Raw genomic sequence first — 16,132 nt, 5'->3', positions numbered from 1 at the left:
GAGTTCGGTCCCACAGGAGGAGCGTCTACATGGGCGACCGCACGGCCTTCCGCACCTGTCCCCTCTGCGAGGCCCTCTGCGGGCTCGAGCTGACCCTCGACGACGCCGGCGCGGTGACGCGCGTACGCGGCGACAAGGACGACCCGTTCAGCAAGGGTTTCCTGTGCCCGAAGGGCGCGACGCTCGGGGTCCTCGACGGCGACCCGGACCGGCTGGGCGAGGCGCTCGTCCGCGACGGCGAGGCGCATCGGACGGCCGGGTGGGACGAGGCGTTCGAGACCGTCCGGCAGGAACTGGCCCGGGTCATCGAGCGGTACGGGCGGGACGCCATCGCCGTCTACATCGGAAACCCGACGGCGCATTCGATCGCGGGGCCGCTGTACGCCGCGGCGATCGTGAAGGCGCTCGGCACCCGCAACCTCTACACCGCGAGCACCGCCGACCAGATGCCGAAGCACGTGAGCTGCGGGCACATGTTCGGCGACCCGCTCGCCATTCCGGTGCCGGACCTCGACCGCACCGGGTACCTGCTGATGCTGGGCGCCAACCCGCTGGAGTCCAACGGCAGCCTCGCGTCCGCGCCCGACTTCCCGGGACGGCTGAAGGCGATCCGGGAGCGCGGCGGGAAGGTCGTCGTGGTCGACCCGCGCCGCACCCGGACGGCCGCGCTCGCCGACGAGCACCTGTTCATCCGTCCCGGCACCGACGCGTTCCTGCTGATGGCGCTCGTCCACACGCTGTTCGCCGAGGACCTGGTCACCGTGCGCCTCGACGGGCGGGTGAACGGCCTGGACGACATGCGCGCCCTCGCCGTCGACTTCACGCCCGAGCGCGTCGCGCCGGTCACCGGCGTGCCCGCCGCGACGATCCGCCGGACCGCGCGCGAGCTGGCCGCCGCCGAGCGCGCCGCCGTCTACGGGCGGATCGGCACGTGCACCCAGGCGTTCGGGACGCTCAACAGCTGGCTCGTGGACGTCCTCAACGTGCTGACCGGCAACCTGGACCGGCCCGGCGGCGCGATGTTCCCGCGTCCCGCGCACGCCCCCGTGTACCGGCGCAAGAGGCCGTTCACGACCGGGCGGTGGCGCAGCCGCGTCCGGGACCTGCCCGAGGTGAACGGCGAGTTCCCGGTCGCGACGCTGGCCGACGAGATCGAGGCGCCCGGCGACGGCCGGATCCGGGCGCTGGTCACCATCGGCGGGAACCCGGCGCTGTCCGCGCCGAACGCCGCCCGGCTCGACCGCGCGCTCGCCGGCCTCGACTTCATGGTGAGCGTCGACCCGTACCTGAACGAGACGACCCGGCACGCGCACGTCATCCTGCCGCCGCCGCGTCCGGTGCAGACGCCGCACTACGACATCGCGCTGACCGGGTTGGCCGTCCGCGACTACGCTCGCTACTCGCCGCCGATCGTCCCGCTGCCGGACGGGCGGCCGAGCGAGTCCGGCATCCTGGCGCGGCTCGCGCTGGCCGCGTCCGGCACCGACGGCGACCCCGCCGCGCTCGACGAGATGATCATCACGTCGACGCTGCGGAAGGCGACCGAGATGCCCGCTTCGCCGGTGCATGGCCGCGAGCCCGACGAACTGCGCAAGATGCTCAACGAGAGCGGCACCCCCACTGAGCAGCGGCTCGACATGATGCTGCGGCTCGGCCCCTACGGCGACGGCTTCGGCGCCGACCCCGCCGGCCTGACGCTCACCCGGCTGCGCACCGAGCACCCCCACGGCCTCGACCTCGGCGCCCTCAAGCCCCGCATCGACGAGGTGCTGTGCACGACGTCCGGACGCGTCGAGCTGTGCCCGTCCACGTGCGCCGCCGACGTCGACCGGCTCCACTCCGCGCTGCGCGAGCACCGGCCGCCGGAGTTCGTGCTGATCGGGCGGCGGCACCTGCGCTCCAACAACAGCTGGCTGCACAACGTCCCCGAGCTGGTGCGCGGCTCCAACACCTGCACGCTGCAGCTCAACACCGGCGACGCCGCGCGGCTCGGCGTCGCCGCCGGCGACACCGTCCGCGTCGACTCCCGCACCGGCTCGGTCGAGGCCGTCGCCGAACCCACCGACGCCGTCATGGCCGGCGTAGTCAGCCTCCCGCACGGCTGGGGGCACGACCGCCCCGGCACCCGCACGGCCGTCGCGCGCGAGCACGCCGGCGTGAACGTGAACGCCGTCACCGACGAGCAGGAGATCGACCCGCTGTCCGGCAACGCCGTGTTCAACGGCGTTCCCGTCACCCTGACACCGGTGCGGGCCTGACCTTGTTCCCCTGGGGGGCGACCCCCTGGAGCCGCTGTGCTCGCTCCGCGTGCACGCCCGTTGCACGATGTGTTTAGCCCCGGCGCGTCCAGGTAGGTATCCCTCGCCGCGGGCGGTTCGGGCCGCCTCGAACGTCACTTGGGGGATCGACTAACCTCGCAACCAAGCGTCCCATTACGGCCGTCTCTAACCAGTGGGCCGGACGGAACCGATGGGTCCGGGCGCCGCCCCAGGCGGACCGGCTGCACGCACCCGAGGGAGGGACATGAACCGGCGGTCGAGCAACATCTTCCGGCGCGGGGCACGGGCGCAGGCGTCCCAGCGGCTGGCGGACGCGACGGAGACCCTGGAGCACGCGCGCGGCCTCGACCGCACCATCCGGGTGCTCTCGACCGCGGTCCGGAGGACGCTCCGCCCCGGGCCGCTGAAGGACACCCTGCACGGCGTCCCGTTCGGGCACCCCGCGCACACGCCGCTCACCGACGTGCCGATCGGCTGCTGGATGTCGTCGGCGATCCTCGACCTCATGCCGGGCACGGCGCGCGCCTCCCAGGCGCTCGTCGCCGCCGGGCTCGCCGGGGCCGTCCCGACCGTCCTCACCGGCATCGCCGACTGGTCCGCGCTGCACCGCGAGCAGCAGCGCGTCGGGCTGGTGCACGCGTCCGCGACGGCCACCGCGAGCATGCTGTACTCGGCGTCCCTCGCCGCCCGCTACCAGGGACGGGACGGCGCCGGGAAGGCGTTCGGGTTCGCCGGGCTCACCGTGCTGCTCGGCGGCGCCTACCTCGGCGGCCACCTGGCGTTCCGGCAGGCCGCCGGCGCCAGCCACGCCGACCAGACCGCCCACCTCGTCGGGACCGGCTGGCACGACCTGTGCGCCGTCGACGAGCTCCCCGACGGCTGGCCCGTGCACCGCCGCCTCGGCTACATCAGCCTGTTCGTGCTGCGCGAGGGCGACGACATCAACGTCCTCGCCGACCGCTGCAGCCACCTCGCCGGGCCGCTGCACCAGGGCCGCATCGTCACCGACGACAACGCCGACACCTGCATCGTCTGCCCGTGGCACGGCAGCACGTTCCGCGTCCGCGACGGCTCCGTGGTGCACGGCCCCGCGACCGCCCGCCAGCCCTGCTTCGAGACCCGCGTCACCGACGGCATCGTCCAGGTCCGCCCGCTCGGCTAGCCAGGAGCCCGGCGCCGTCAGGAGCCGGGCGCGGCGTCGTCGGGGTGCGCGTCGGCGTTCGGGTACTCCACGAGGGCCAGGACGCGGCTGGCCATGAAGCGGGCCGTGCGGACGGGGGTCCCGGTGCGGGTGACCTCGCTGACCTCCACCACGCCGCGGCGGGTCGCGACCTCCACGCGGCGGCCCGCCCGGGCGGCGACCACCTCGTACGTCCGCGTCCCCTCGCCGCCGGCGTCGATCACGATCTCCACCCTGTCGCCCTTCATCGGCGCGAACCTCCGGTTGTCGAACGTATATTCGACTTATACCCCGAAACCGCTCGAACGAATCGCCGCGAACAGGGCGAAAACGCTGGTCAGCGCAGCAGATTGACGATCGCGACGACGCCCACGACGACGATGACGCCGCGCAGCACGAGGGGCGGGATGCGGCGCCCCGCCTTCGCGCCGATGAACCCGCCGACCGTGGAGCCGGCCGCGATCAGCAGCACCGCCCACCAGTCGATCCCGGTGTCGGAGAACAGCCAGGTGAGGATGAACAGGATCGCCGCCGTGCCGTTGACGATCGCCGACAGCACGTTCTTGCTCGCGTTCAGCCGCTGCAGGTCGTCGTCCAGCATGATGCCGAGCAGCGCGATCAGGATGATGCCCTGCGCGGCGCCGAAGTAGCCGCCGTACATGCCGGCCAGCAGGACGCCGATCCACAGCCACGGCCCGCCGTGCGCGTGGCCGCCGCCGTCCTCGCGGCGCTCCCGGATCCACTTCTGCAGCCGCGGCTGGACCACCACCAGCACCAGCGCGATGACGATCAGGATCGGGACGATGAACTTGAACGCCGAGGCGGGCAGGCCGAGCAGCAGCAGCGCGCCGATCACCGCGCCGACCAGCGAGGCGCTGCCGAGCCGCAGCAGCCGGGCGCGCTGCCCCTTCAGCTCGGCGCGGTACCCGTAGGCGCCGGTCACCCCGCCGGGGACGAGGCCGATGTTGTTGGACACGTTCGCCACCACGGGCACGTAGCCGAGCGCCACGAGCGTCGGGAACGTGATCAGGGACCCCGAGCCCACGACCGTGTTGATGCCTCCGGCGGCGACCCCGGCCGCGAACACCGCGACCGCGTCCAGCAGGTTCAAGAGGGCCCCATCCCAGCGCTAGCAGTTGGCAACGGCGCTCATGATGGTAGGGACAGTGCAGCTCAGGACGCTAATGGGGGTGGCGGTTCCGTGACGGTTGGTCCGGAAAGGCCGGGTGATCGCGGCGCGAACCGCCGAACGGCCCGGTCAGCGGCAGGGTCAGCGGACCGCGCGCGCGTACCAGCGGCCGTTCTGCCGGTCGATCGCCAGCGGCAGCCCGAAGCAGGCCGTCAGGTGCTCGGGGGTGAACACCTCGTCGACCTTGCCCTGCGCGACGAGCTCGCCCTTGCGCAGCAGCAGCGCGTGCGTGAAGCCGTCCGGGACCTCCTCGACGTGGTGGGTCACCACCACCATCGTCGGCGCCGCCGGGTCGTCGGCGAGCGCGCCGAGCCGGGCGACCAGGTCCTCGCGGCCGCCGAGGTCGAGGCCCGCGGCGGGCTCGTCCAGCAGCAGCAGCTCCGGGTCGGGCATCAGCGCGCGGGCGATCTGCACCCGCTTGCGCTCGCCCTCCGACAGCGTGGTGAACGTCCGCGTCATCAGGTCGGCGCAGCCGAGCGCGTCCAGCAGCGCGACGGCGCGGCTGACGTCGGTGGAGTCGTACTCCTCCTGCCAGCGGCCGAGGATCGCGTACGAGGCGGTCAGCACCAGGTCGATGACCTTCTCGCCGGCCGGCACCTTCTCGGCGAGCGCGGTGCTGGCGAGGCCGATACGCGGGCGCAGCTCGAACACGTCGGTGCGGCCGATCTCCTCCTCCAGGATCTCCACCGCGCCCTCGGTGGGGTGCATCATCGCGGCGGCGATCTGCAGCAGCGTGGTCTTGCCCGCCCCGTTGGGGCCGACGACGACCCACCGCTCGCCCTCGTTCACCGTCCACGTGACATCGCGCAGCAGGGCGGACCCCCCGCGCCTGACCCCGACTCCGCGGAGCTGAAGTACCTCGCCGGCCATCGCGCGCCTTCGTCCCCATTCCCGGTGATCCCACCGGTCCCGGTCCGGACCGGTCCGTTGTCCAGGAAAGAACCTATGCGATACCGGGTCCCCGCCGCCCCCCGGCTCCCCGACGGCACCGCCGTCCCGGCCGCGGGGGGAAGCACGGAACGTCCCGCGCGCCCGATGGCACAGGCGATCCGAGCGCTTATGGTGGATCGCATGCCCATTGGGGAGTGTTGGACGGGATGAGCAAGGACGTGGCGACCGCGCTGGTCGCGTGGGGCAATGCCTGGCTGACCGGAAGCGTCGGCCTGGACGAGGCGGTGGACGCGGTTGAGGAGGCGGCCGGCCCGCAGATCCTCGGCGGCGAGCCCGCCGAGGTGACGCTGCGCCGCGGGCTCGGCGACCTGCGGGTCGGCGGGCTGACCGCGCTGCGGCTGGCGCTGCCCGAGCCGGGCGACCCGCTCGGGCTGACCGGCCCCGCCGAGTTCAACCGGACCGCGATCGACGCCGGTGCGGCGGTGGTCGCGCTGCTCGGCGACCGGGCGATCGGGCTGGTCCCCGAGGAGGACCGGCGCGGCTCGTCCTACGTCGGGGTGCGCTGGACCACGCACGACGCGTCCGCGAACCCGCCGGACGTGCCGGGCCTCGCCGACGCCGACCGGCAGCTGACGCTGGCGATGCGGGACGCGACCGAGGCGCTGCTGACCGTGGACGACGTGACCGGCGTGCCGCCGGAGATCGCCGACGCGCTGGTCGACCTGCGCGACCCGCAGCGCGGCCATCCGCTGGCCCCCGGCTACCCGCCGCGCGCGCACCGGCTGGCGGCGCTCGCGACGCGGCTGTCGATGGTGGTGGACCTGGCGCGGCGGATGGACGAGCGCGGCCTCACCGCCGACCAGATGCACCGCCGCGGCGAGGCGCTGCGGCTGCTCGACCGGGCCGTCCGGCGGGCGCTGGTCGCCGCGTGCAACAGCGCGTTCGACCCCGTCCCGTAGCCGGGGCCGCGGGGCGCCGGGAAACGGAAAACGGGACGTCCCCGGAGGGACGCCCCGCTCAACGCGTGCCGTGCGCTCAGGCGCGGACGACGAGGGTGTTGCAGATCTTGTCGGCGAAGGTCTGCTTGCGCTCGTCCCACAGCGGCCAGAGGAAGCCGACATCGCAGGCGATGCTGTCGGCGAAGTGGGCCAGGCGCCGCACGAAGGCGCCGCCGAAACCGAGGACCTGGCCGGTCTGGGCGCTGACCACCTTGATGCCCATCTGGCGCTTGCCGAGCGTCTGCCCGGTGGTGCCCTCCTGGTAGATCATCCACAGCCCGCCGCCGAAGCCGATGACCACGGCGATCAGCAGGAACAGCAGGCCGATGACGACGCCGCCGCCGCTCCCGGAGCCCATCAGCAGGGCGGCGATGAAGTAGAGGATGCCGACCGGCGCGCCGATGACGAGCCCGTCGATGATGGTGGCACCGGCACGCGAGCCCCACTCGGCCAGCTGGCCGGTCGAGCCGTAGTGGTGGTGGTGCACCTCCTGGTAGCCCGGCTGCGCCTGGGCGGGCACCTGCGGGGCGCCGTAGCCCGGCTGCGCCGCGGGCGGCTGGCCGTAACCCGGCTGCGCGGCGGGCTGGCCGTACCCGGGCTGCTGCTGCCCGTACCCGGGCTGCGCCGGAGGCTGGCCGTAGCCCGGCTGGGGCTGGCCGTACCCGGGCTGGGCGGGCTGCTGGCCGTAGCCCGGCTGCGCCGGAGGCTGGCCGTACCCGGGCTGCTGCTGTTGCCCGTACCCAGGCTGCTGCTGCTGCCCGTAGCCCGGCTGCTGACCGTACGGGTCGTAGGGGTTACCCACACTTGCTCCTTATTGATTGACCCTGTGGATATGTGACGCCCGCCGGACCCGGAGGGCTCCGCAAGTCTGACCGACGACCGACCGCGGCTCAAACCCGCAGAACACCGAACCGGACGAGCCGCCACAGCTCCGACCCGGCGAGGGCGGTGCCGAGCATTCGGGCACGGGTCTTCGGCTGGAGTGCCCACCACCGTCCCCAGGGCCCCGGAGGGGCGAGGGCGACGGCGATCGCACCGGTCAGGGCCGCCGGGTCCGCCTGCGCGCCGCGGGCCGGACGGCCCGTGACGAGGTCGGTGAACGCGGCGGTCCCCCCGCACAGGGGACGCGGGGGACCGGTGAGCGCCCGCCAGGGGCGGAGCACGCCGGGGTCGTGGAGGCGGTGGATCCATGAAACGCCGACGGCCGCAACGGCCATCGCCGCAACGCGCAGCATCGCGCCTCGTGGGCCGCGCCGCGCTGCGGTGAGGGTCCGGCTGACGAGCCTGCCGAGCGCACCGTCCGGTGCGCCGGTGGCCGCCGCCCCGGGCGCTCCCCCCAACGAATCCTCCGCCTCGAAGACATACAGCTGAGTGACCCGTATACCGGGTTCACCCGGAGGCGGGTCAAGTCCGGGCAACGATCCGCGACGGGACCGTTACCGAGGGCATGCTGAGTCCACCTCGGAGCAAGAGTAGGACAAACCGGCAGCTATGCGGGCACGCTTTACGGGTACCGATGCACGAATGACTCCGCGAGGGCACCGGGAGACCCGGCGGAGGCGGCCGCGGACGGAGCCGCGGAGAAGGTTGCGGGCAGGGCCGCGGGCGGGACGGGGCGAGCCGGAATGCGGAGGAGACCGGTTCGGCCGGAGCGGATCCGGATCAGGACTGGGACGACGCGGCGGCGCCCACGACCGCCGGGCCGCCGGCCTCGGAGTGGTACTCCGCCTCGACGACGTCCGCCACCACCGCGGTGATGTTGTCCGGGCCGCCGTTGGCCCGGGCCTCCTCGATCAGTGCGGCGACGGCCCGCTGCGGATCGGCCTCCGCGGACAGCAGCTCGTAGATGCGCTGCGCCTCGACCGGGCCGCTCAGGCCGTCCGAGCAGAGCATGTAGCGGTCGCCGAGCCGCGCCTCCCGCAGCCGCAGGTCGGGTTCGCGGTCGTCCCGGCCGTCCAGCACCCGGTACAGCACGTGCGACAGCCGCGAGGTCTCGGCCGGGTCGGCGGTCTGCCCCGCCTGCTCGGCCTCCGCCTTCAGCAGCTCGTCCATCGTGTGGTCCTGGGTCATCTGGAAGAGCTCGCCGTCGCGCAGCAGATAGCCGCGCGAGTCGCCGATGTGCGCCAGGGCCACCGACTCGCCCGACCACAGCATCGCGGTCAGGGTGGTGCCCATCCGGCTCAGGTCGGGCCGCTCCTCGCGGACGATGCGCAACTTCTCGTTGGCCTCCGCGACCGCGCGGCCGAGGCTCTCGACCAGATCGTCACCATGGGCGCCGGTGTCCAGCGAGCGCAGCGAGCCGATGACGGTCGAGCTCGCGACCTCGCCGCCGGCATAGCCCCCCATGCCGTCCGCGACCGCGATCAACCGTGCACCGGCGTAGCCCGAGTCCTCGTTGTTCTCTCGGTTGCACCCGATGTCACTGCCTGCTGCGTACCTGATTGCTACGTTCATACCGATTTCGATGACGATCCTGTCAGAGGAGTTGTATCACTCACGGGCGGCCTGCCCGGCCCGGTCCGCACCGTCCTCCCGGCCGGCGCCGTCCTGGCCGCCGCCGTTCTGGCCGATGCCGTGCCGGACGGCGTACAGCGCCGCCTGCGTCCGATCCTGCACTCCCAGTTTCATGAGCAGATTACTGACGTGCGTCTTGACCGTCTTCTCCGAGACCACGAGCGCGCGGGCGATCTCCCGGTTCGATCTGCCGCGCGCGATGTGCACGAGCACCTCCCGTTCCCGTTCGGTGAGCGCGGCGAGGCCGCGGTCGGCCGGCTCGCGCCCGGACTCCGAGCGCAGGACCGCCTCCGCCGCGTCCGGCGCGAACAGCACATGACCGTCGTGCACCGCCCTGATCGCCTGGACGAGGGCCCGCGGGTCCACGTCCTTGTACAGGTAGCCGGCCGCGCCCGCCTGCACCGCCGGCAGCACGTACCCGCGCTCGGTGACGCTGGTCAGGATCAGCACCCGCGCCCCCACTCCCCGAGCCCGCAGCTCCGTCAGCGCGGTCACGCCGTCGGCGCCCGGCATCTTGAGGTCCATCAGCACGATATCGGGCTCCAGCGATTCGGCCAGCGTCACGGCCGATGTGCCGTCCGCGGCCTCCCCGACCACCTCGATGTCGTCCTGGATGCTCAGGAACGTGCGCAGCCCCTGCCGGACGACCGGATGGTCGTCGGCGATCAGCACCCGGATCGGCGCCGGGGTCGGCGGGGCCGGCGAGGTCGGCGGGGTCGCCGGGGTCACAGCGGCACCTCCAGCCGGACGGTCGTGCCGCACTCCGGGCCTGCGCCGACCGCGAACGTCCCGCCGATCGAACACGCCCGGTCGCGCATCGACGCGAGCCCGAGCCCGCCCTGCTGCTCGCCGTCGAGCGCGTCGAAGCCGGACCCGTCGTCGGCGACCTCCAGCACGGCGCGGCCGTCGTGCACGGTCAGGCTGACGTCGACCGTCCGCGCCCCGGCGTGCCGCAGCGCGTTGTAGACGGCCTCCTGCGCGATCCGCAGCACGACGGCCTCGTGCTCCTCCGGCAGGACGACCGGTTCGGCGGCGGTGAACCGGACGGCGGTCTCGTGCGCCCGGTCCAGCACCTCGGCGTGCTTGCGCAGCGAGGCGACCAGGCCGTCGGCGAGGTCCGCCGGCCGCAACTCGAAGATCACCGCGCGCAGCTCGGCGAGCGCGTCGGCGGCGAGCCGCTCGACCTGCTCAAGCTCCTGGACCGTCCGCACCGGGTCCTTCTCGGCCAGCGCGGACGCGGTGCGGGCCGTCAGCCGCAGCGAGAACAGCCTCTGGGCGACGGCGTCGTGCAACTCGCGGGCGAGCCGGTTGCGTTCGGCGACGACCGTCAGCTCGCGGTTGTGCTCGTACAGCCGGGCGTTCGCCATCGCGATGGCGGCGTGCGCGGCGAACAGCGCCAGCAGGTCCTGGTCGTCCTGCGTGAACCCGCCGGGCCGCCGCTTGTTCGCCAGGAAGATGATGCCGAGGACGTCGTCGCCGTCCTTTATCGGCACGCCCAGAAAGTCTTTCAGGACGGGATGCGCGACCGGCCAGCCCTCGAACTCCGGCTCCTTGCGGATGTCGGGCAGCCGCTTCGGCGTGTCGCCGTGCAGCATCGCCGCGAGCATGCCGTGCTGGCGGGGCAGCGGGCCGATCCGCTCCCAGTCCTCGTCGGAGACGCCCTCGACGACGAACTCGGCGAAGGACCCCTCGTCGTCGGGCACGCCGAGGGCCGCGTACCGGGCGTCCAGCAGCTGCGCCGCCGCCCGGACGATGACCTGGAGCACCTCGTGCACCGACAGGTGGCGGGTGACCGCGAGCACGGCGGAGCTCACCGCGTGCAGGGTCGCGCCCTGCCCGGTTCCGAGCCCTTCCGCGTCGCCCATCGCGGCTTCTCGCCTCCCCCTTCGCGCGCCGTTCGGCGCGCACATGTGAAGACCGTACTCGGTTTTGCGTCCGCGCCTCCGGACGCGGGCCCCGGCATGGGGGTCCGGGGTCCTACGACCATTTGCGGAGCGGGCTCGGGGGCCGATGGCCGATGCCGGAAACCGTGCGGGTTCCTAACGTCTGAGGCATGAAGACGGCCGGCACGAAGACAGCACTGATCACTGGAGCGTCGCGGGGCCTCGGGCGGGCGCTGGCCCGCGAGCTGGCGGGGGACGGCTGGAGCCTCGTCGTCGACGGGCGCGACGCGGCGGTGCTGGACGCGGCGGCCCGCGAGATCGGCGGCGATGTGACGGCGATCGCCGGGGACGTCGCCGACGCCGCACACCGCGCCGACCTCGTCCGCGCCGTCGCCGGCGGGCTCGACCTGCTCGTCAACAACGCGAGCACCCTCGGGACGACGCCGCTGCCCCGGCTCGCCGACCAGCCCGTCGCCGACCTCGCCGAGACGTACGCGGTCAACGTGCTGGCGCCGCTCGCGCTGATCCAGGCCGTCCTGCCGGCGCTGCGGGAACGGCACGGCGCGATCCTCAACGTCACCTCGGACGCGGCGGTCGAGGACTACGCGACGTGGGGCGGCTACGGGTCGTCCAAGGCGGCGCTGGAGCAGCTGTCCAACGTCCTCGCGGCCGAGGAGCCCGACGTGCGCGTGTGGTGGGCGGACCCGGGGGAGATGCGCACCGACATGCTGCGCGCCGCCGGCGAGGACGCCGACGCCGCGCCGCCGCCCGAGGAGGCCGCCGCCGCGTTCCGCAAGCTGGTCGACGGCCGGCCCGCCAGCGGCCGGTACCGCGCCGCGGACCTGGCCGGCGCACGATGACCACCGTGATCGAACCGGAGGAGGCGGCCGCCGGGGAACGGCCGCGCCAGGGGGTGATGAGCGGCGGGTACCGGGTCGCGACCCTCGGCATCGTCCTCGTCGTCACCCTGCTGGCCTTCGAGTCCATGTCGGTCGGCACCGTCATGCCCGCCGTCGCCGGCGACCTGGACGGCCTGTCGCTGTACGCGTGGGGCTTCAGCGCGACGCTGATCGCGAGCCTGCTGTCCACCGTGCTGGCGGGCGGCTGGGTCGACCGGTTCGGCCCGGCCCGCCCGTTCATGGTCGGGCTCGCCGTGTTCGTGGCCGGGCTCGCCGTCGCCGGGGCCGCGCCGACCATGTGGCTGTTCGTCGCCGGACGCGCGATCCAGGGCCTCGGCTCCGGCGTCCCGATGGTCGCGCTGTACGTGGTGATCGCCCGCGTCTACCCCGAGCACCTGCGGTCCCGGGTGTTCGCCGCGCTGTCGGCCGCCTGGGTGCTGCCGTCGCTGATCGGCCCCGCCGTCGGCGGCGCGGTCGCCCAGCACATCGGCTGGCGCTGGGTGTTCCTCGGCCTGATCCCCCTCGTCATCCCGCCCGCGCTGCTGCTGATGCCCACGCTGCGCGGCGTCCGCCGATCCGGCGCCGCGCCGGACGCGGCGGGCCGCGCCCGGTACACCGCCGCCATCGCCGCCGCCGCGGGCGCCGGGCTGCTGCTCTACGGCCTCGGCCGCACCGGCTGGACGATGGTCCCCGCCGCCCTGGCCGGCCTCGCCGGGCTCGGCTACGGGCTCCCCCGGCTGCTGCCCGCCGGGACGCTCCGGTTCCGCCGCGGGCTGCCCAGCGTCGTCCTCGTCCGGGCGCTGCTGTCCGGCGCGTTCTTCGGCGCCGACTCCTTCGTCCCGCTGACCCTCACCTCGCTGCACGGGTTCAGCGCGACCACGGCCGGCGTCGTGCTGACCGTCGGCGGGCTCGGCTGGTCCGCCGCGTCCCAGATCCAGGGACGGTCGGAGCGGTCCCGCGCGTTCTTCACGCTGCTCGGCGCGGTGCTCGTCACCGTCGGGATCGTGGCCGTCACCATCGCCCTCCAGCTGTCCGGCTGGGCGGCCGTGCCCGCCTGGATCGTCGGCGGCGCCGGGATGGGCTTCTCGATGGGCAGCCTCAGCGTCCTGATGCTGGACCAGTCCCCCGAGGACGAGCAGGGCGTCAACTCCTCCGCGCTGCAGATCGCCGACACCCTCGGCTCCTCCCTCGTCGTGGGTGCCGCGGGGGCGCTCGTCACCGGCTTCGGCGCCGGCCGGCTCCACCTGGGGCTCGGCGCCGCCGGAGCGATGTTCGCCGCGATCGCCGCCGTCGGCGTGATCGCCGCACTCCGCCTGGAGGCCCGGAAATGACCGACATCATCGACTTCACCCTCCCGCGCGACCTCGAGGCCCACGAACCGCCCGAAGCCCGCGGCCGCACCCGCGACGGCGTCCGCCTCCTCGTCGGCCGCCGCGCCACCGGCGAGGTCTCCCACCACGCGTTCCGCGACCTGCCGTCGCTGCTCGACGCCGGCGACCTCCTCGTCGTCAACACCTCGTCCACGCTGCCCGCCGCCGTCCGCCTCGACCGCATCAGCGTCCACTTCTCCACGCCCCTGCCCGGCGCCGACGACCGCCACTGGATCGTCGAGCTCCGCCGCATGTCCGGGAAGGCGAGCCTCCCCTACAGCGGCGGCAGCCCCGGCGAATGGATCCCGATGCCCGGCGGCGCCACCCTCACCCTCATCCGGCGCCGCACCGACCGGCTCTGGCAGGCCCGGCTGAGCACCGACGTCGTCCCCTACCTGCGGCGCCACGGCGTCCCCATCCGGTACGGACACGTCGACCGCGACTGGCCCACCGCCGCCTACCAGACCGCCTTCGCCCACGACCGCTCGGTGGGCGGCGCCGAAATGCCGAGCGCCGCCCGCCCCTTCACCCCCGAACTGGTCACCCGGCTGGTGTCCCGCGGCGTCCTGATCGCCCCGATCACCCTGCACACCGGCGTCGCGTCCCCCGAGGCCCACGAACCGCCCTACGCCGAACGCTACGAGGTGCCCGCACCCACCGCCGCGCTGGTCTCCCACGTCCGCTCCCGCGGCGGCCGCGTCATCGCGGTCGGCACCACCGCCGTCCGCGCCCTGGAAACGACCGTGGACGCCTCCGGAACCGTCCAGCCCTCCTCAGGCTGGACCGAGCACGTCGTCACCCCCGAACGCGGCGTCCGAGCCGTCGACGGCCTCCTCACCGGCCTCCACGAGCCCCGCTCGTCCCACCTGATGATGCTCACCGCCATCGCCGGCCCCGACCTGCTCGCCACCACCTACCAGGCCGCCCTGGACGAGCACTACCTCTGGCACGAATTCGGAGACCTCAACCTCATCCTGAGCCACTGACCGTCACCCCCCACCACTACCGTCCGGCCATGCGGAGGAGAACGGCCTCAGGGGCAACCAGCGCGCCGACATCCCGCCCGAAGTGGAAGAACTGTTCAGGCGTCACCGCTGATCGCTTGAGGCGGGAAAGGGGTGGCCTGATCCGGCGCGAACCGGGGGGTGGGGCGTTCCGTCCCATTAGGGTGCTGCGCAAGCTCCCGGACCGGTCAGGATCGCGATGACTCTCGATGCGGAACGCCACGCCGAAGCCTTGCGGCCGGACGATCCGGAGCGCATCGGGCCGTACCGGCTGCTTGGGCGGCTCGGGCAGGGCGGGATGGGGACGGTCTTCCTGGCCGAAGGCCCTGGCGGGGACCGGGTGGCCGTCAAGGTGATCAACCCCGAGCCGGCGGGGGAGGGCGACGCGCTCCGGCGGTTCCGGCGGGAGGTCGAGGCCGCGCGGAGGGTCCGGCGGTACTGCACCGCGCCGCTGATCGACGCCGACCTCGACCGGCGCCCGCCCTACCTCGTCACCGAGTACATCGACGGCCCGAACCTCGACCGCGCGGTGGCCGGGCGGGGGCCGCTGGCCGGGTCGGCGCTGGAGGGCCTCGCGGTCGGCGTCGCGACCGCGCTGGCCGGGATCCACCGCGCGGGCATCGTGCACCGCGATCTCAAGCCGGCGAACGTGCTGCTGTCCCCCACCGGGCCGCGGGTGATCGACTTCGGCATCGCGCGGCCCCTCGACGACTCCGGCGGGCCGACCCGCAGCGGGCAGGTCGTCGGCACGCCGTGCTACATGGCGCCGGAGGTGCTGCTCGGGGAGCCCGCCGGGCAGGCGTCCGACGTGTTCACCTGGGGGTGCGTGGTCGCCTTCGCGGGGACGGGGCGGCCCCCGTTCCAGGGCCGGACGATCGCCGAGACGTTCCATCTCATCCAGACCAGGGAGCCGGTGCTGGACGGTCTCGATCCCGAACTGCGCGGGCTCGCTCTGGCCGCGCTCGCCAAGGACCCGCGCGACCGCCCGTCCGCCGGGGAGCTGCTCGACCGGCTGGTCGGCGAGGCGCGTCCCGACGACCCGGCGACGCTGGAGGCCACCGTGCGCGCCGGGTGGACGGAGAAGCGGACGCTGGTCGCGGAGCGCGCCGGGCCGGACCGGCGTTCGCTGACGGTCGGGGCGGTGTCCGCCGCCGTGATCGTCGCGGTGGCGGCCGGGGCGCTCATCGCCCGCGGCGTGGGCTCCGGCTCGGACACCGGGCCGCCCGGCGACGTCACCCGGGTCTGGGGCGACGACTTCACCGACACCAACGCCGGCTGGCCCGGCGCCCTGGACCACATCTCCGACGAGGCCGAGGGCTCCGGTTACGGCGGCGGCTACTACGTGGTGGATTCCGGCACGACCGGCGGCAACTGGGTCCCGGCTCCCCTGGACGTCGCCAAGATCCCGGCGCACGCGCTCGTGACGGTCATGGCCAAGGGGCAGGACTTGCCGGGGACGGGCAGCGGCCGGTACGGGCTCGACTGCCGCGCCGTCGCCGACGCGCCCGGAGTGACGGGCCAGCGGTACGCGTTCCTGATCCGCAGGGACGGTCGGCAGGCCACGCTCACCAAGTCCAGTCCCGACCAGGGCGTCCAGGAGCTGGCGGAGAGCGGCCCGATGCGCAGCCTCGGCCAGGACAAGGCGAACAAGGTCCAGATCGCCTGCGAGGACGAGGCCGACGGCACGAAGGTCCGCCTGCGGCTCTGGGTGAACGGGCACCGGCTGATCGACACGACCGACGCCCGCCGGCCGCTCGGACCCGGTCGCGTCGGCCTGGAGGCCGCGCCGGGACGGGGCGACGAGCCGGCGATGTCCGCCGCGTTCGACGACCTCGCGGTCCACAAGATCGGCTGACTCGGGGCGCGTGCCGTCTCGCATGCCGGACCGGGCGCGCGAGGGGTGTCCCGCGGCCGGTACCGTTGTG

At 73.9% G+C, this 16,132-nt stretch carries 15 protein-coding genes; 7 read left to right on the top strand and 8 right to left on the bottom strand.

The window, feature by feature from the left end; translation table 11 throughout:
• Nucleotides 1-29: 29 nt before the first annotated feature.
• Together ABD296_RS27295 and ABD296_RS27290 are read left to right on the top strand one after the other, a co-directional pair.
• Nucleotides 30-2,258, top strand: coding sequence for a molybdopterin oxidoreductase family protein (locus ABD296_RS27295; RefSeq protein ID WP_344272987.1), 2,229 nt, complete (start codon nucleotides 30-32; stop codon nucleotides 2,256-2,258).
• A gap of 265 nt (nucleotides 2,259-2,523) precedes the next feature.
• Nucleotides 2,524-3,441 (top strand): Rieske (2Fe-2S) protein, encoded by a 918-nt coding sequence (locus tag ABD296_RS27290; protein WP_344272984.1) that lies wholly within the window; start codon nucleotides 2,524-2,526, stop codon nucleotides 3,439-3,441.
• Between the two features lie 17 nt (nucleotides 3,442-3,458).
• Here the strand turns inward: ABD296_RS27290 and ABD296_RS27285 are convergent, their stop codons facing one another.
• From ABD296_RS27285 to ABD296_RS27275, 3 genes are all read right to left on the bottom strand, one after another.
• Nucleotides 3,459-3,707: a hypothetical protein gene (locus ABD296_RS27285; protein WP_344272981.1), complete on the bottom strand. Its 249-nt coding sequence runs from the start codon at nucleotides 3,705-3,707 to the stop codon at nucleotides 3,459-3,461.
• 89 nt (nucleotides 3,708-3,796) lie between these two features.
• Nucleotides 3,797-4,570, bottom strand: a complete 774-nt coding sequence (locus tag ABD296_RS27280; protein ID WP_344272978.1) for a sulfite exporter TauE/SafE family protein — start codon at nucleotides 4,568-4,570, stop codon at nucleotides 3,797-3,799.
• Nucleotides 4,571-4,729: 159 nt separating this feature from the next.
• Nucleotides 4,730-5,518: an ABC transporter ATP-binding protein gene (locus tag ABD296_RS27275; protein WP_344272975.1), complete on the bottom strand. Its 789-nt coding sequence runs from the start codon at nucleotides 5,516-5,518 to the stop codon at nucleotides 4,730-4,732.
• A gap of 227 nt (nucleotides 5,519-5,745) precedes the next feature.
• Here ABD296_RS27275 and ABD296_RS27270 point away from each other — a divergent pair, with 227 nt between their 5' ends.
• Complete coding sequence (locus tag ABD296_RS27270; RefSeq protein ID WP_344272972.1) at nucleotides 5,746-6,498, top strand: hypothetical protein; 753 nt, start codon at nucleotides 5,746-5,748, stop codon at nucleotides 6,496-6,498.
• Between the two features lie 76 nt (nucleotides 6,499-6,574).
• On the opposite strand, the gene ABD296_RS27265 is transcribed toward ABD296_RS27270, so the two are convergent.
• From ABD296_RS27265 to ABD296_RS27245, 5 genes are all read right to left on the bottom strand, one after another.
• Complete coding sequence (locus ABD296_RS27265) at nucleotides 6,575-7,339, bottom strand: RDD family protein (RefSeq protein ID WP_344272969.1); 765 nt, start codon at nucleotides 7,337-7,339, stop codon at nucleotides 6,575-6,577.
• A gap of 88 nt (nucleotides 7,340-7,427) precedes the next feature.
• Nucleotides 7,428-7,877, bottom strand: a complete 450-nt coding sequence (locus tag ABD296_RS27260) for a DUF2752 domain-containing protein (RefSeq protein ID WP_344272965.1) — start codon at nucleotides 7,875-7,877, stop codon at nucleotides 7,428-7,430.
• A 322-nt stretch (nucleotides 7,878-8,199) separates the two neighbouring features.
• Nucleotides 8,200-8,991, bottom strand: a complete 792-nt coding sequence (locus ABD296_RS27255; RefSeq protein ID WP_344272962.1) for a PP2C family protein-serine/threonine phosphatase — start codon at nucleotides 8,989-8,991, stop codon at nucleotides 8,200-8,202.
• Nucleotides 8,992-9,027: 36 nt separating this feature from the next.
• A complete protein-coding gene (locus ABD296_RS27250; protein ID WP_344272958.1) occupies nucleotides 9,028-9,780 on the bottom strand; it encodes a response regulator transcription factor in 753 nt (250 codons plus the stop codon).
• Complete coding sequence (locus ABD296_RS27245) at nucleotides 9,777-10,916, bottom strand: GAF domain-containing sensor histidine kinase (protein WP_344272955.1); 1,140 nt, start codon at nucleotides 10,914-10,916, stop codon at nucleotides 9,777-9,779. The genes ABD296_RS27250 and ABD296_RS27245 overlap by 4 nt, the downstream gene beginning before the upstream one ends.
• A gap of 188 nt (nucleotides 10,917-11,104) precedes the next feature.
• Here ABD296_RS27245 and ABD296_RS27240 point away from each other — a divergent pair, with 188 nt between their 5' ends.
• The 4 genes from ABD296_RS27240 to ABD296_RS27225 all read left to right on the top strand — a co-directional run bounded on the left by ABD296_RS27240 (nucleotide 11,105) and on the right by ABD296_RS27225 (nucleotide 16,062).
• Nucleotides 11,105-11,794: an SDR family oxidoreductase gene (locus tag ABD296_RS27240; RefSeq protein ID WP_344272952.1), complete on the top strand. Its 690-nt coding sequence runs from the start codon at nucleotides 11,105-11,107 to the stop codon at nucleotides 11,792-11,794.
• Nucleotides 11,791-13,164 (top strand): MFS transporter, encoded by a 1,374-nt coding sequence (locus tag ABD296_RS27235; RefSeq protein ID WP_344272949.1) that lies wholly within the window; start codon nucleotides 11,791-11,793, stop codon nucleotides 13,162-13,164. Before ABD296_RS27240 ends, ABD296_RS27235 begins: the two co-directional genes overlap by 4 nt.
• Nucleotides 13,161-14,189, top strand: coding sequence for an S-adenosylmethionine:tRNA ribosyltransferase-isomerase (locus ABD296_RS27230; protein ID WP_344272947.1), 1,029 nt, complete (start codon nucleotides 13,161-13,163; stop codon nucleotides 14,187-14,189). The genes ABD296_RS27235 and ABD296_RS27230 overlap by 4 nt, the downstream gene beginning before the upstream one ends.
• A 217-nt stretch (nucleotides 14,190-14,406) precedes the next feature.
• Nucleotides 14,407-16,062, top strand: coding sequence for a serine/threonine-protein kinase (locus ABD296_RS27225; RefSeq protein ID WP_344272944.1), 1,656 nt, complete (start codon nucleotides 14,407-14,409; stop codon nucleotides 16,060-16,062).
• Nucleotides 16,063-16,132 lie beyond the last annotated feature (70 nt).

It is taken from the genome of Actinomadura napierensis (assembly GCF_039529375.1).
Classification (GTDB): Bacteria; Actinomycetota; Actinomycetes; order Streptosporangiales; family Streptosporangiaceae; genus Spirillospora; species Spirillospora napierensis.
This window is presented reverse-complemented; position numbering and strand designations above follow the sequence as displayed.